General features: G+C 70.7%; 11 protein-coding genes. 1 reads left to right on the plus strand and 10 read right to left on the minus strand.

What is annotated here, in order from left to right:
- Nucleotides 1-117: 117 nt before the first annotated feature.
- From GTY56_RS35320 to GTY56_RS35365, 10 genes are all read right to left on the minus strand, one after another.
- Nucleotides 118-1,887 carry an IucA/IucC family protein gene (locus tag GTY56_RS35320; protein ID WP_161369363.1) on the minus strand — a complete coding sequence of 590 codons (1,770 nt, stop codon included), beginning with the start codon at nucleotides 1,885-1,887 and terminating at the stop codon, nucleotides 118-120.
- On the minus strand, nucleotides 1,884-2,435 hold the full coding sequence (locus GTY56_RS35325; protein WP_161369364.1) for a GNAT family N-acetyltransferase: 552 nt from the start codon (nucleotides 2,433-2,435) through the stop codon (nucleotides 1,884-1,886). The genes GTY56_RS35320 and GTY56_RS35325 overlap by 4 nt, the downstream gene beginning before the upstream one ends.
- Complete coding sequence (locus GTY56_RS35330; RefSeq protein WP_161369365.1) at nucleotides 2,432-3,718, minus strand: lysine N(6)-hydroxylase/L-ornithine N(5)-oxygenase family protein; 1,287 nt, start codon at nucleotides 3,716-3,718, stop codon at nucleotides 2,432-2,434. Before GTY56_RS35330 ends, GTY56_RS35325 begins: the two co-directional genes overlap by 4 nt.
- Entirely contained in the window at nucleotides 3,702-5,144 is a 1,443-nt protein-coding gene (desA, locus tag GTY56_RS35335; protein ID WP_161369366.1) for a lysine decarboxylase DesA, read from the minus strand. Before desA ends, GTY56_RS35330 begins: the two co-directional genes overlap by 17 nt.
- Nucleotides 5,145-5,301: 157 nt before the next feature.
- Nucleotides 5,302-6,156 (minus strand): siderophore-interacting protein, encoded by an 855-nt coding sequence (locus tag GTY56_RS35340; protein WP_161369367.1) that lies wholly within the window; start codon nucleotides 6,154-6,156, stop codon nucleotides 5,302-5,304.
- Between the two features lie 146 nt (nucleotides 6,157-6,302).
- On the minus strand, nucleotides 6,303-7,346 hold the full coding sequence (locus GTY56_RS35345) for an ABC transporter substrate-binding protein (protein ID WP_161369368.1): 1,044 nt from the start codon (nucleotides 7,344-7,346) through the stop codon (nucleotides 6,303-6,305).
- 209 nt (nucleotides 7,347-7,555) lie between these two features.
- Entirely contained in the window at nucleotides 7,556-8,716 is a 1,161-nt protein-coding gene (locus tag GTY56_RS35350) for an acyl-CoA dehydrogenase family protein (protein ID WP_161369369.1), read from the minus strand.
- 5 nt (nucleotides 8,717-8,721) lie between these two features.
- The gene (locus tag GTY56_RS35355; RefSeq protein WP_161369370.1) at nucleotides 8,722-9,672 is read right to left on the minus strand and encodes a hydroxymethylglutaryl-CoA lyase; all 951 of its coding nucleotides are present in this window, start codon (nucleotides 9,670-9,672) and stop codon (nucleotides 8,722-8,724) included.
- Complete coding sequence (locus tag GTY56_RS35360; protein ID WP_161369371.1) at nucleotides 9,669-11,585, minus strand: acetyl-CoA carboxylase biotin carboxylase subunit; 1,917 nt, start codon at nucleotides 11,583-11,585, stop codon at nucleotides 9,669-9,671. The genes GTY56_RS35355 and GTY56_RS35360 overlap by 4 nt, the downstream gene beginning before the upstream one ends.
- A gap of 14 nt (nucleotides 11,586-11,599) precedes the next feature.
- Nucleotides 11,600-13,216: a carboxyl transferase domain-containing protein gene (locus tag GTY56_RS35365; RefSeq protein ID WP_161369372.1), complete on the minus strand. Its 1,617-nt coding sequence runs from the start codon at nucleotides 13,214-13,216 to the stop codon at nucleotides 11,600-11,602.
- A gap of 87 nt (nucleotides 13,217-13,303) precedes the next feature.
- Here GTY56_RS35365 and GTY56_RS35370 point away from each other — a divergent pair, with 87 nt between their 5' ends.
- Nucleotides 13,304-13,897, plus strand: a complete 594-nt coding sequence (locus GTY56_RS35370; RefSeq protein ID WP_161369373.1) for an SACE_7040 family transcriptional regulator — start codon at nucleotides 13,304-13,306, stop codon at nucleotides 13,895-13,897.
- Nucleotides 13,898-14,127: the final 230 nt, after the last annotated feature.

Genomic DNA, 14,127 nt, shown 5'->3' on the forward strand with positions numbered 1-14,127 from the left:
GGGGGCTGGTCGCGCAGTTCCCCGCGCCCCTGAAAGATGCGCAGTTCCCCGCGTCCCTGACGACGACGGGCACCCCCGGAGGACCGTACTCCGGGGGTGCACGTCTGCTTGGGGTGGTCAGAGGTCCGCTATGGGGTTCCTCAGGTTGCCCACCAGCTGGAGGGCGCCCGACGGGTCGGACAGGTCCACCATCTGTTCGTTGTTGCGGAGTTGGAGGCGGTTGAGGCAGGAGAGGGCGAACTCGGGGGCGAACATGTCGTACTGCTTGAACCTGTCGGCGAGTTCGGGCTTCGACTCCTGGTAGGCGCGGGTGACGTCCGCGACCGTGCGCCAGAAGTCGTCCTCCTCCAGGATGCCCTCGGTGGCGAGGTTCGCCGCGAGGAAGCGGAAGAAGCAGTCGAAGACGTCCGTGAAGATCGACAGGAGCTTCTTGTCGTCCGGAACCTCCACGCGCAGCCGCTCCACCGTCGGCGGCAGCACCGCGTCCGGGTCCATGACCGCGATCTCCTCGGCGATGTCCTTGTAGATCGCGCGCTGCACGACCCCGTCCTTCAGCACGAGGATGACGTTCTCCCCGTGCGGCATGAACACCAGGTCGTAGGCGTAGAAGCTGTGGAGGAGAGGGGTGAAGTACGCCTGGAGGTAGCGGCGCAGCCACTCCGTCGGGGTGAGGCCCGACTGCTCGATCAGCGCGCCGGCGACGGACGCCCCCTGGTGGTCGACATGGACCAGGGAGGCCATGGTGGCCAGGGACTCGCCCTCCTGGAGGGACGGCACCGGACTCTCCCGCCACAGCGCGGCGAGCATCTTGCGGTAGGGCGAGTAGCGGTCGGTGGCCTGCTCGTACTCCAGGTGCCGGTAGCCGACGGCCGCCCGCTCCCGGATGATCGACAGGCCCGTGGACCGCAGCACCGGGTCGCCCTCGATGAGCTGGGCCAGCCAGTCGTTGATCGCCGGAGTGGCCTCCATGTAGGCGGCCGACAGACCCCGCATGAAGCCCATGTTGATGACCGACAGGGCGGTTTTGACGTAGTGCTTCTCGGGGCTGGTCCGGTTGAAGAACGTCCGGATGGACTGCTGGGCCAGGTACTCGTCGTCGCCCTCGCCCAGGCATACCAGGTGCCGGCGGGCCACCTCGGCGGCGAAGGTGACGCTGAGCTTGTTCCACCACTGCCAGGGGTGGACCGGGATCAGCAGGTAGTCGGCCGGGTCGAGGTCCTGGTCGCGCAGGACGCCGTGGAAGCGCTCGACGGTCTCCGCGCCCAGCTCCTCGCGCAGGAACGACTCGTACTCGATGCCGACACCGGCGGTGAACGCGGCACGGGACCGGTGCGCGGCCAGCCACACCAGCCGCACCGGGCTCGCCGTCTCCGGCGCGTACGACAGGTACTCGTGGATGCCGAAGCCGAGCCGCCCGTTGTTGGCGACGAAGCAGGGGTGGCCCTCGGTCATGCCGGTCTCGATGGCCTGGAAGTCGCCGCGGGCGAGTTCGGCCGCCGTGATGTCCGGCTTGGTGAGCTTGTAGCAGGTGCCGGAGAGGGTGGAGGAGATCTCCTCCAGGTAGACCGGCAGGATGTCGTCGCTCAGGCCGAGGGACTTCTGTAGCTCGATGAAGAAGTCCAGCGCGGCGAGCGGGAGTTCGGAGCCGTCCCGGTGGCGGGTGATCGACTCGGCGTCCACCTGCCAGTGGTCCAGGGCCCGGCGGGCGGCCGAGAAGCGGTAGCTCGTCAGGCCGTCGTCGCTGCGGACGACGTACCTCTCGCCGTCCTCTTCGGGGGTGATCAGCCGCTCGTGGGCGAACTCGGCGAGGGCTTTGCGGATCAGGAGGCGGTTGGCCCGCGCCCAGCGGTGGGGGGACAGATGCGCTACGGCGTCGGACAGGGTCATGCGGCTACTCCTCGGGCGGCCAGGAACTGTGCGCGCGTGCAGAAGCTGAGCAGCGCGCGCTTCTCCGGCTTGTCGATCTCACGCTCGGGCACGAAGCCGACGGCCTCGTTGAGCGCGTGGACTGCCTTGTTGCTCACGTCGGGCTCCACCACGACCCGGCGGGTGCGCGGGTCGGCGAACAGCTCGTCCATCACGGCGGTGATGACGGCCTTGGTGAAACCGTGGATCGGGCGGTCGGTCGGCGCGACCAGGAAGTGCATGCCGACGTCGCCGGGCTCCGGGTCGTACAGGCCTTCCAGCTCGACGTACCGGGGGTCGTACTTCTCCATCAGGAACGCCGGCCGGCCCTCGTGCAGGCCGAGGTAGGCGTGGTGGTGCTCGTGCGCGGCGATCCGCATGTACTCGCGCTCGACGTCCTGGAGTTTCGCGTCCTGCATCATCCAGTACGCCGCCTTGGGGTGGGTCACCCAGGAGTGCAGCAGCCCGGCGTCCTTCAGGGGGTCGAGCGGGCGGACGGTGAGGGTTCCGATGCCGGTGGTGGCGCTCATACGGCGAACTCCTGGAACGCGATGGTCTTCTCCACCGGGTAGTACTCGCTGCCGAGCAGCTCGCGGATGATGTACGCGTTCCGGTACGGACCCATGCCCAGGTCCGGGCTGGTGATGCTGTGCGTGTGCACGCCGGCGTTCTGGAGGAAGATCCCCCGGCCGGTGACGTCGATCGCGTAGTTGCGCGCGACGTCGAAGTTGCCCTGCGAGTCGTAGACCAGGCGGTCCTTGACGGGGGCCAGGAACTCCGGCTCGGCGTACTTGTAGCCGGTGGCCAGGACCAGGCCCTGGGAGTCCAGCTCGAACTCCTTGCCCTGCTCCTCCTGGCGGAAGCCGAGCGTGTACGTGCCGTTCTCGTGACGCGCGCTGGTCAGGGCGGAGTTGGTGAGCAGCCGGGTGGGGACCGGGCCGCCGAGGTTCTTCTGGTAGAGCAGGTCGAAGATCTCGTTGATGAGGTCGCCGTCGATGCCCTTGAACAGGCCTTTCTGCTCGGCCGTGAGCCGGTAGCGGGTCGCCTCGGGCAGCTCACGGAAGTAGTCGACGTACTCGGGGGACGTCATCTCCAGCGTGAGCTTGGTGTACTCCAGCGGGAAGAAGCGCGGGGAGCGGGTGACCCAGTTCAGCCGGTAGCCGTGGACGTCGATCTCGCTGAGCAGGTCGTAGTAGATCTCGGCGGCCGACTGGCCCGAGCCGACCAGCGTGATCGAGTCCTTCTTCTGAAGCTCCGCCTTGCTGTCCAAGTAGCGGGAATTGTGGATGAAGTCGCCGCCCAGGCCCTGGCAGGCCTGGGGTATGTGGGGCGGGGTGCCGGTGCCGAGGACGAGTTGACGGGCCCGGTAGGTGTCGCCGGCGGTGGTCTCGACGACGTAGAGCTCGTCCTCGTACGTCACCTCGGTGACCGTCGTGCCGAAGCGGATGCTGCTGAGTTTGCCCGCGGCCCAGCGGCAGTAGTCGTCGTACTCGACGCGCAGCGGGTAGAAGTTCTCGCGGATGTAGAACGAGTAGAGCCGGCCCTTCTCCTTCAGGTAGTTCAGGAAGGAGTACGGGGACGTCGGGTCGGCGAGGGTGACCAGGTCCGACATGAACGGGGTCTGGAGGTGGGCGCCGTCCAGGAACATGCCCGCGTGCCACTCGAAGTCGGGCTTGGACTCCAGGAAGACACCGTCGAGTTCGTCGATCGGTTCGGTCAGGCAGGCCAGGCCGAGGTTGAAGGGGCCGAGCCCGATCCCCACGAAGTCGTGAATCGCAGGAGAAGGGGCCGGGTTTTCAGGACGCGCGGTCAAGGGACTCTCCCAGGTACTGCTCGGCGTGGCCGGCGATCAGGTCGAGGACGGCGGCGATGTCGGACGCCTGCGTCTCGGGGTTGAGCAGGGTGAACTTCAGGTAGTGGCGGCCGCCGACCTTGGTGCCCGCGACGATGGCGTCACCGGAGGCGAACAGGGCCTTGCGGGCGTAGAGGTTGGCACGGTCGATCTCGGCGGGGTCGGTGACGGCCGCCGGGATGTAGCGGAAGACCAGCGTCGACAGGCTCGGCTCGACGACGACGTCGAAGCGCGGGTCGGCGGCGATCAGCTTCCAGCCCTCCCGGGCCAGGTCGCACACCTCGTCGAAGAGCTGCCCGATGCCGTCGGCGCCCATGGTCCGCAGGGTCATCCACAGCTTGAGGGCGTCGAAGCGGCGGGTGGTCTGGAGGGACTTGTCCACCTGGTTGGGGATGCGCTCCTCCACCATGCGGCGCGGGTTGAGGTACTCGGCGTGGTAGGTGGCGTGGCGCAGTGTGGCAGCGTCCCGTACCAGCACGGCCGAGGAGCTCACCGGCTGGAAGAAGGACTTGTGGTAGTCGACGGTGACCGAGTCGGCGCGTTCGATGCCGGTGATGCGGTCCCGGTGCTTCAGGGAGGCCAGCAGGCCGCAGCCGTACGCGGCGTCGACGTGCATCCAGGTGCCGAACTGCTCGCACAGCTCGGCGATCTCGGGCAGCGGGTCGATGGACCCGAAGTCGGTGGTGCCGGCGGTGGCGACGACGGCCATGGGGATGAGGCCGTCCTGCGCGCAGCGCTCCAGTTCGCGGGCGAGCGCGACGGTCTGCATGCGCTTGTCGTGGTCGACGGGTATGGAGACCACGGCGTCCTGGCCGAGGCCGAGCAGCTTCGCGGACTTCTTCACGCTGAAGTGGCTGACCTCGGAGGCGAAGATGCGCAGGTCGGCGAGGCTGCCGGTCTTGGCCTCCTCGCGGGCCAGCAGCAGCGCCTGGAGGTTGGACTGGGTGCCGCCGGAGGTGAACACGCCGTCGGCGGCCGGGCCGAGGCCGATGCGCTCGGTCGTCCAGTCGATCAGTTTCCGCTCGATGAGCGTGCCGCCGGCCGACTGGTCCCAGGTGTCCAGGGAGGAGTTGACGGCGGACAGGACGGCCTCGCCGAGCACGGACGGGATGACGACCGGGCAGTTGAGGTGGGCCAGGTAGCGGGGGTGGTGGAAGTAGATCGCGTCCCGGAGGTAGACGTCCTCCAGTTCGTCGAGCACCGCCGTGGTGTCGTACAGCGGCTGGTCGAGGTCGATCCCGTCGATGCGCGGGGAGAGGGCGTCGACGCTGATGCCGGTGAACGGGCGGTCGGTGGTGGCGAGTTTGGCGGCCACCCGCTCGACTCCGTCGGTCACGAAGCGGCGGTACTGCTCCGCGGTGGTGTCGTTGAGCAGGTGCGAGCGCATGTGGGGGTCCTCCGGTGGGGACAGTCCGGTGTGGGACGGGATGGGCTGGTCTCCGGCGTCCAGAACTTAGGTAAGCCTAACCTAACTTGATCGGATCGAGGACGGGCCCTGCCGTGACCGTGGTCACTCGTGTCACCCCAGGGCCGGTGGGCTGCGGCTACGCCTCCGCCCGCAGCTGCTCCTCGCTCACGCCGCGGCGCCAGTAGCCGACGAACGTCACCCGGCGGCGGTCGATGCCGCGCTCGCGCACGAAGTGCCGGCGCAGCTCCTTCACGCACCCGGACTCGCCGGCGATCCAGACGTACGGCCGCTCGGCGGACGGCAGGGGGGCGGCACGGAGGGCGTCGAGGGCCAGGGGAGCCACCTCGGCGCCCTCTTCCTCCCTGACGAGCCAGGTGATCTCGGCGTCCGCCTCGGTCACCAGGTCCTGGATGTCGCCGGCGTGCGGGACCTCCAGGAAGACCCGGGCGCGGGTGCCGGCCGGCAGTGCCTCGACGACGGCCGAGGCGGCGGGGACGGCGGTCTCGTCGCCCCAGACGACGACGAGGTCGGTGTCCTCGGGCGGGCGGAAGCGGATCGCCCGGTTGTCGGCCACGGCCGGGCCGAGCAGCAGGACCCGGTCCCCGGCGGCGGCCCGGGCGGCCCAGCGGGAGGCGGGGCCGGCCTGGACCGAGGCGCCCGGCCCGATGCCGTGCAGGGCGAAGTCGATGTCGATCTCGTCCGGGTCCCGGCGCAGGCCGCGCAGGGTGTAGGACCGCATCACGGCCCGGACGTCCTCCGGGAGTTCGCGCCAGCCCTGCCACCAGTCGTCCCCGAGTTCGAGCGGGACGACCGGCTCGGGCTGCCCGGGGTGCGGCAGGAACAGGGACAGCGACTGGTCGTGCCCGTGGGAGTGGAAGGCGTGCAGATCGGGTCCCCCGAAGGTGACCCGGACGAGGGACGGCCCGAGCAGCCTCGTCCGCACGACCTGAAGGGAAAAGAAGCGGAACGGGGCGGCTACGGCGGTGGTCATGAGGGCTCCTGATTCGTCGTCAGGGGAGGGCGGAGGCCGCCCGGGGGCGCGGGGTCGTGTCTGCATGCGGCTCCGCCGCGCGAGCCTGGCCGGCCGCATCCGGCCCGCGCCCGCGACACCCCCTCAAGCGCCCCGCGGGCGGCGCGTCAGGCGACCTTCTTCGCGCTCTCGATCGCCTTCGCGAGGTTCTCGACCAGGGGCGTGCACTTGTCGTACGACAGGATCGGCTCGGGCGAACGCGCGATGACCTGGCCGGCCTTGACCGCGGGCAGCTTCTTCCAGGTCGCCTCGGAGATGTCGGCCGGCTGGATGGCCGAGGTGCGGTCGTCCATCATGATGACGTCGGCCGGGTACTTGTCGACGTTCTCCCAGCTGAGGTTCTCGAACCAGCCGCCGTTGGCCTCCATGGCCTTCTTCGGGGGCTCGACGAGGTTCACGCCGAGGGCCTTGAAGTACTCCAGGTCGATGGAGAAGTTGGAGCCGGAGACGTAGAAGATGGCGTCCGAGGCGGAACCGGCCAGCACCTTGATCTCGGGGCGGGACTTGGCGGCCTTGCGCAGCCGCTCGGAGGCGGCCTCGAAACGCTTCTTCGCCTCGACGACCTTCGCGTCCTTCAGGTCGGCGCCGAGCGACTCGGCGAGCTCCGCCATGCGCTGCAACGGCTTCGGCATCTGACGGTCGAAGGCCGAGAGGGCGACGCTCGGGGCGAGCTTGGCGATCTTGTCCTTGGACGCCTCCGGGACGTACCAGAGGCTGCCGGCGGCGTCGAAGGTGGTGGTGATGAGCACCTCGGGCTGGAAGGCCGCGTACTGCTCGACGTTGAACTGGTCGAACCGGTTGCCGAAGACGGTCAGCTTGCTGACGTCCATGTCGCCGGCCTGGACGTCGGCCTTGCCGCCCTTGGTCCTGGTCGGGCCGAAGACGCCCTCGACCTCGATGCCGTAGTCGTACAGGGCGGCGGCGACGCCGGTGAACGCGACGATCTTCGTGGGGACCTTGTCCAGGCTCACGGTCTTGCCGCGGTCGTCCTTGAAGGACCAGGGGCCGGACTTGGCGGCGCCCTTCGCGCCCGAGCCGCCGTCCTTGGAGTCCTCACTGCCACACGCGGTCACGAGGGCGCCGAGCCCGAGAGCACCACCGGCGGCGAGCAGGCCGCGACGGGAGAAACGGGCGGTTCGGGCGTTCGACATGACGGGGTCTGCTTTCGTGCGTACGGAGCCACTGCGGGCACGGCTGAAAGCCGCTTGGCTGAGATCAGGATTAGGTTAGCCTAACCTCAGATCATGTCCAGTGGGGCCCTCGGATGTGTGCCCGGGCCCGGGCGGGGGAATGCGAACGGGCGCAGTGATCCGAGTCACTGCGCCCGTGCGGCCGGGGGTCTTCGGCCCCGTTCCGTGTCTCAGCCCACCAGCCCCAACTCCCGTGCGATCAGCATCCGCTGGACCTCGCTCGTGCCCTCGCCGATTTCGAGAATCTTGGAGTCGCGCCACATGCGGGCGACCGGGTACTCGTTCATGAAGCCGTAGCCGCCGTGGATCTGGGTGGCCTCGCGGGCGTTGTCCACCGCGACCGTCGACGAGTGGAGCTTCGCCAGGGCCGCTTCCTTCTTGAAGGGGGCGCCGGACACCAGGCGGGCCGCCGCGTCGCGCCAGGCGAGGCGGGCGGTGTGGGCCTTCATCTCCATGTCGGCGATCTTGAACTGGATGGCCTGGTTCGCGGCGATCGGCTTGCCGAACGCGAGGCGTTCCCGGGCGTACTTGACCGACTCGTCGACGCAGCCCTGCGCCAGCCCCGTCGCCAGTGCCGCGATCGCGATGCGGCCCTCGTCGAGGATGCGCAGGAACTGGGCGTAGCCGCGGCCCTCTTCGCCCAGGAGGTTCGCCGCCGGGACGCGCACGTCCGTGAAGGACAGCTCACGGGTGTCCGAGGCGTTCCAGCCGACCTTGGAGTACGGGGCCGCGACCTCGAAGCCCGGGGTGCCGGCCGGGACGATGATCGAGGAGATCTGCGGCTTGCCGTCGGCCCTGCGGCCCGTGACCGCCGTGACCGTCACCAGGCCCGTGATGGTCGTGCCCGAGTTGGTGATGAAGCACTTGGTGCCGTTGATCACCCATTCGTTCGTGGAGGAGTCCAGACGGGCCGTCGTACGCGTCGCGCCCGCGTCGCTGCCGCCGTCCGGCTCCGTCAGGCCGAAGGCGCCCAGGAGTTCGCCCGAGCAGAGGCGGGGGAGCCACTCGCGCTTCTGGGCCTCGGTGCCGTAGAGGTGGAGCGGCATCGCGCCGAGCGAGACTCCGGCCTCCAGGGTGATCGCCACCGAGGAGTCGACCCGCGCCAGCTCCTCCAGGGCCACGCCGAGGGCCAGGTAGTCGCCACCCATGCCGCCGTACTCCTCGGGGAACGGCAGCCCGAACAGGCCCATGCGGCCCATCTCGCGGACGATCTCGTAGGGGAACTCGTGCCGCTCGTAGAAGTCGCCGATCTTCGGCGCGACCACCTCGTGTGCGAACTCCTCGACGGTGCGGCGGAGTTCCTCCAGCTCGGGGGAGAGACGGTAGTCCATGGTGATCAGTGCTCCTCGGTGTCCTCGTGGGACAGGGCTCGGACGGTGCGGGACGGGCTCGGTCGGCCCAGTTGGGCGGCCATCCAGGTGCTCGTGGCGACGAGACGGCCGAGGTCGATTCCGGTGTCGATGCCGAGGCCCCGCAGCATCCACACGAGGTCTTCGGTGGCGAGGTTGCCCGTGGCCGACTTCGCGTACGGGCAGCCGCCCAGGCCGCCCGCCGAGGCGTCGACCGTGGTGGCGCCCTGCTGGAGCGCCGCGAGGGTGTTGGCGAGGGCCTGGCCGTAGGTGTCGTGGAAGTGCACGCCGAGGGCGGTGGGCGGGACGCCCGCCTCGTCCAGGGCGGCGAGGAGCGCCACCACATGGCCCGGGGTCGCCACGCCGATGGTGTCGCCCAGGCTCAGTTCGTCGCAGCCCATGTCCAGCAGGGCCCGGCAGACCTTCACCACCTGGGGGATCGGGACCGCGCCCTCCCACGGGTCGCCGAAGCACATCGAGAGGTAGCCGCGGACGTGGACCGACGCGGCCTTCGCGCGGCTCACCACCGGTTCGAACATGGCCAGGGCCTCGTCCACCGTGCGGTTGAGGTTGGCCTTGGCGAAGGACTCCGTCGCGCTGGCGAAGACCGCCACCCGCCGGGCGCCCAGCCCCAGGGCACGGTCCAGGCCGCGTTCGTTCGGGACCAGGACCGGCAGCGCGACGGGGAGGTCCGCGACCATCGGGAACAGCGCTTCCGCGTCCGCCAGCTGGGGCACCCACTTGGGGTGGACGAAGCTCGTCGCCTCGATCGTGGTCAGGCCGGCCTCGGCCAGCCGGCGGATGAACTCCGCCTTGACCTCCGTGGGGACCGTCGCCTTCTCGTTCTGCAGGCCGTCGCGGGCGCCGACCTCGTGGACGCGGACGCGCGTGGGCAGGTCCCTGCTCGGGACGGCCATCGGGAGCCCTGGAACCGTCATTCCGCCGCCTCCTCGTGCGGTGCGATGACCGCCAGCACCTGGTCCATGGCGACCGTGGTGCCGGGTGCCACGTCCAGCTCGGTGACCTTGCCCGCGTGCGGCGCGGCGATGACGTGCTCCATCTTCATCGCCTCCACCACCAGCAGGCTCTGACCGGCGCTCACCTCGTCGCCGACGGCGACCTTCACCACGGTCACCGTGCCCGGCATCGGCGCGGTCAGCGAGTCGGCGCCCGCTTGGGCGGCGCGGGTGAGGGACGCGGCGACCGGGTCGTGGTCGCGGACGTGCCAGGCGTCGCCGTCGCGGCCGAGCCAGTCGGCGGCGCGGTGGAAGGTGTGGCGGACGCCGTCGAGGGTCACGGCGACACGGTCGCCGGTGACCGTGGCGCTGCCGCGCGGGGTGTACTCCAGGGGCTCCTGCACCCGCAGGGGGAAGGCGGCCGGCTTCGGTTCGCCGCCCAGGCGCCAGCCGCTCGGCACCGAGAACGGGTCCGTCCAGCCGCCCGGCTCCGGCTTCAGGGCCTCAAGCCGTACGGCCGCCGCCGCCTCGTACACCTCCTCCGGTACGTCCGTGGGGACCAGCCCCTCGACCTCGCGCTCGACCAGGCCCGTGTCCATGTCGCCGGAGACGACCGACGGGTGGGCGAGCAGGCGGCGCAGGAACCCGGCGTTCGTCTGCACGCCGAGCGTGACCGTCTCCGCCAGGGCCGCCCGGAGCTTGCGCAGGGCCGTCGCCCGGTCGGGGCCGTAGGCGATGACCTTGGAGAGCATCGGGTCGTAGAGGCTGCCGACCTCCGTGCCCTCGGTGAGGCCCGAGTCGGTGCGGACGCCGTCGCCCTGCGGCTCGCGCAGCCTGAGGACCGTGCCGCCGGAGGGGAGGAAGCCACGGGCCGGGTCCTCGGCGCAGATGCGGGCCTCCACCGCGTGACCCGTCAGCCGTACGTCCTCCTGGGTGAAGGCCAGGGGCTCCCCGGCCGCCACGCGCAGCTGCCACTCCACCAGGTCCAGGCCGGTGACCAGCTCCGTGACCGGGTGCTCCACCTGGAGGCGGGTGTTCATCTCCATGAAGTAGTACGACGAGGGGTCGTTGCCGGGGACGATGAACTCCACCGTGCCCGCGCCCCGGTAGCCGCAGGAGCGGGCCGCCTGGACCGCCGCCTCGCCCATCGCGGAACGCGTCTCCTCGTCGAGGAGCACGCTCGGCGCCTCCTCGATGATCTTCTGGTGGCGGCGCTGGAGGGAGCATTCGCGCTCGCCGAGGTGGACCACGTTGCCGTGGCCGTCGGCCAGGACCTGGATCTCGATGTGGCGGGGGCGGTCGATCCAGCGCTCCACGAGGAGCGTGTCGTCGCCGAAGGAGGCCCGGGCCTCGCGGCGGGCCGAGGCGATCTCCTCCTCCAGGCGGGTCAGGTCCCGCACCAGGCGCATGCCCTTGCCGCCGCCGCCCGCGCTCGGCTTCAGCAGCACCGGGGCGCCCAGTTCACGGGCCGCCTCGGCCAGCTCCGGGTCCCGGCCGCCGGGCACCACCGGCACCCCGGCCTCCCGGACCGTCTCCTTGGCGCGGATCTTGTCGCCCATCAGCGCGATCGCGTCCGCCGGGGGGCCGATGAAGACCAGGCCGGCCTCGGCGCAGGCGCGTGCGAAGGCGGCGTTCTCGGCGAGGAAGCCGTAGCCGGGGTGGACGGCCTGCGCGCCCGTGCGGGCCGCCGCCTCCAGCAGGCGCTCCGCCGACAGGTAGCTCTCGGAGGCGGGAGGCGGGCCGATCCGCACCGCCGTGTCCGCCTCGCGGACGTGCCGGGCGTCGGCGTCCGCGTCGGAGAAGACGGCCACCGAGCGCACGCCCAGCGACCGCAGCGTACGGATCACCCGGACGGCGATCTCGCCGCGGTTGGCCACCAGTACTGTCTCGAACATCGTCGTCCGTCCCCTCACATCCGGAAGACGCCGAACTGGGGGTCACCCAGGGGCGCGTTGGCGCAGGCGGTCAGGGCCAGGCCCAGGACCTGACGGGTGTCCATCGGGTCGATGACACCGTCGTCCCAGAGGCGGGCCGACGCGTAGTAGGCGTTGCCCTGGCGCTCGTACTGGGCGCGGATCGGGGCCTTGAAGGCGTCCTCGTCCTCGGCCGGCCAGGCTTCGCCGCGGCCCTCCAGCTGGTCCCGCTTGACGGTCGCGAGGACCGAGGCGGCCTGCTCGCCGCCCATGACCGAGATCTTGGCGTTCGGCCACATCCACAGGAAGCGGGGAGAGTACGCCCTGCCGCACATGGAGTAGTTGCCCGCGCCGTAGGAGCCGCCCACCACGACCGTCAGCTTCGGCACGCGCGTGCACGCCACCGCCGTGACCATCTTGGCGCCGTGCTTGGCGATGCCGCCCGCCTCGTAGTCCTTGCCGACCATGAAGCCGGAGATGTTCTGGAGGAAGACCAGGGGGATGCCGCGCTGGTCGCACAGCTCGATGAAGTGGGCGCCCTTCTGGGCGGACTCGGCGAACAGGATGCCGTTGTTGGCGACGATGCCCACCGGGTGCCCGTGGATCCGGGCGAAGCCGGTGACCAGGGTCTGGCCGAACTCGGACTTGAACTCGGCGAAGCGGGAGCCGTCGACGACCCGGGCGATGATCTCGCGCACGTCGTAGGGGGTGCGGGGATCGACCGGGACCGCGCCGTAGAGGCCGTGCGGGTCGACCTTGGGTTCCGTCGCTTCCGTGACCTCCCAGGGGAGCTCCCCGCGCGCGGGGAGGGTGGAGACGATCGTGCGGACGATGCGCAGGGCGTGCGCGTCGTTCTCCGCGAGGTGGTCGGTGACGCCCGAGACGCGGGAGTGGACCTCGCCGCCGCCGAGCTCCTCCGCCGTGACGACCTCGCCGGTGGCCGCCTTCACCAGGGGCGGGCCGCCGAGGAAGATCGTGCCCTGGTTGCGGACGATCACCGCCTCGTCGCTCATCGCCGGGACGTACGCCCCGCCGGCCGTGCACGAGCCGAGGACGGCGGCGATCTGGGGGATGCCGGCGCCGGACATGCGGGCCTGGTTGTAGAAGATGCGGCCGAAGTGGTCCCGGTCGGGGAAGACCTCGTCCTGCATGGGGAGGAAGGCGCCGCCGGAGTCCACCAGGTAGACGCAGGGGAGGCGGTTGTCGAGGGCGACCTCCTGGGCGCGGAGGTGTTTCTTGACCGTCATCGGGTAGTACGTGCCGCCCTTGACGGTGGCGTCGTTGGCGATGACCACCGTCTCGCGGCCGCTGACCCGGCCGATGCCGGCGATGACGCCGGCGGCCGGGGCCTGGCCGTCGTACATCCCGTCGGCCGCGAGCGGGGCCAGCTCCAGGAACGGCGAGCCCGGATCGAGGAGGGTGTCCACGCGGTCGCGGGGGAGCAGCTTGCCGCGCGCGGTGTGGCGCGCGCGGGCCTTCTCGCCGCCGCCCTGTGCGGCGGCGGCGAGCTTGGTGCGCAGCTCCTCGACGAGGGCGTGGTGCGCCTCCTCGTTGGCCCGAAAGGCCTCCGACGCGGGGTCTGCCGCGCTCGTGAGCTCCGGTGCCTCGTGCATCCTGCGGGTCCCCTCACCTTGTTAATGAGCGTTAACGCATTTCCTTCAGGTTAACGACCGCTAACCTCCCTGTCTAGAATCGTTCTCATGGCCACCAGAACCGACGCCCCCACCCGCCGCGAGCAGATCCTCAAGGAGGCCGCGCGGCTGTTCGCCGAGCGGGGGTTCCACGGGGTCGGGGTCGACGAGATAGGCGCCGCGGTCGGGATCAGCGGGCCCGGGCTGTACCGGCACTTCGCGGGCAAGGACGCGATGCTCGCGGAGCTGCTGGTGGGGATCAGCGGGCAGCTGCTGACCGGGGCGAAGCGGAGGCTGGCGGAGGCGGACGGGGGTGGGGCTGAGCAGGTGCTCGACTCGCTGATCGAGGGGCATATCGACTTCGCGCTCGATGACCGGCCTCTGATCACCCTGCACGACCGGGAGCTGGACCGCCTGCGGGACAGCGACCGGAAGATGGTGCGGCAGCTCCAGCGGCAGTACGTGGAGCTGTGGGTCGGGGTCGTCCGGGAGGTGTACCCGGGGCTCGGTGAGCCGACGGCCCGGTCCGCCGTGCACTCGGTGTTCGGGCTGCTGAACTCGACGCCGCATCTGGGGAGGGGCGGGTCGCTCCCCGGGCGGGGGGCCACGGCGGAGCTGCTGCACCGGATGGCCCGGGGGGCGTTCGCGGCGGCGGAGGTCTGAGGGCCTTTTCCCACCCGCCCGCCCGGAACGGTCGGCCAGTCGGCCGGTCCCGCCCCGGGGCTTCACCCTGTACCGCGGCGGGGTTTCGCCCCTGCGCCCCGGGGGTTTCCGTCCCTCCTACCCGGAAGGGTTGGTCGGGAGGCCGGTCCCGCCCCGGGGCTTCGCCCTGTATCCCGGCGGGGTTTCGCCCCTGCACCCCGGGGGTTTCCGTCCCTCCTACCCGGAAGGGT

The organism is Streptomyces sp. SID5643 (assembly GCF_009872555.1).
Classification (GTDB): Bacteria; Actinomycetota; Actinomycetes; order Streptomycetales; family Streptomycetaceae; genus Streptomyces; species Streptomyces iakyrus.

Bases quoted from the DNA above. Each gene is read 5' to 3' on its own strand.
- GTY56_RS35320 (WP_161369363.1), bottom strand. From the start codon at position 1,887: ATGACCCTGTCCGACGCCGTAGCGCATCTGTCCCCCCACCGCTGGGCG.
- GTY56_RS35325 (WP_161369364.1), bottom strand. From the start codon at position 2,435: ATGAGCGCCACCACCGGCATCGGAACCCTCACCGTCCGCCCGCTCGAC.
- desA (WP_161369366.1), bottom strand. From the start codon at position 5,144: ATGCGCTCGCACCTGCTCAACGACACCACCGCGGAGCAGTACCGCCGC.
- GTY56_RS35340 (WP_161369367.1), bottom strand. From the start codon at position 6,156: ATGACCACCGCCGTAGCCGCCCCGTTCCGCTTCTTTTCCCTTCAGGTC.
- GTY56_RS35345 (WP_161369368.1), bottom strand. From the start codon at position 7,346: ATGTCGAACGCCCGAACCGCCCGTTTCTCCCGTCGCGGCCTGCTCGCC.
- GTY56_RS35350 (WP_161369369.1), bottom strand. From the start codon at position 8,716: ATGGACTACCGTCTCTCCCCCGAGCTGGAGGAACTCCGCCGCACCGTC.
- GTY56_RS35355 (WP_161369370.1), bottom strand. From the start codon at position 9,672: ATGACGGTTCCAGGGCTCCCGATGGCCGTCCCGAGCAGGGACCTGCCC.
- GTY56_RS35360 (WP_161369371.1), bottom strand. From the start codon at position 11,585: ATGTTCGAGACAGTACTGGTGGCCAACCGCGGCGAGATCGCCGTCCGG.
- GTY56_RS35365 (WP_161369372.1), bottom strand. From the start codon at position 13,216: ATGCACGAGGCACCGGAGCTCACGAGCGCGGCAGACCCCGCGTCGGAG.
- GTY56_RS35370 (WP_161369373.1), top strand. From the start codon at position 13,304: ATGGCCACCAGAACCGACGCCCCCACCCGCCGCGAGCAGATCCTCAAG.